This is a genomic window from Micrococcus sp. GbtcB5 (assembly GCF_019091605.1).
GTDB lineage: Bacteria > Actinomycetota > Actinomycetes > Actinomycetales > Micrococcaceae > Micrococcus > Micrococcus luteus.
The window spans coordinates 1-255 of sequence record NZ_JAGXJK010000275.1 but is presented as its reverse complement, the minus strand read 5'-3'; the positions used below and the strand labels follow the sequence as shown (position 1 = coordinate 255).

Below are 255 nucleotides of genomic sequence, written 5' to 3'. Positions count from 1 at the left end.
GGTGGTGGTGGGCGACATCGCCGACCAGTTCGGCGCCCGGGTCACGGAACTGGCCCGGGCACTCGTCGTCCGTCCGGGCGACCAGCCCGTAGCCGAGATGGGCCCGCTCATCACCCGCGACGCGCTGGAGCGGGTCACGTCCTATGTGGGCGGCGCCGCGCAGGAGGGTGGAACGCTCGTGCTGGACGGGAGGACCCACGACGTGCCGCGCGAGGGCTTCTTCATTGGGCCCAGCATCGTCGTCCATGTCCGGCC

General features: G+C 72.2%; 1 protein-coding gene. It reads left to right on the top strand.

Annotated elements, in window-relative coordinates:
• A partial coding sequence (locus tag KVS67_RS12340; protein ID WP_217565481.1) for an aldehyde dehydrogenase family protein occupies positions 1-255 on the top strand: 255 nt, incomplete at both ends.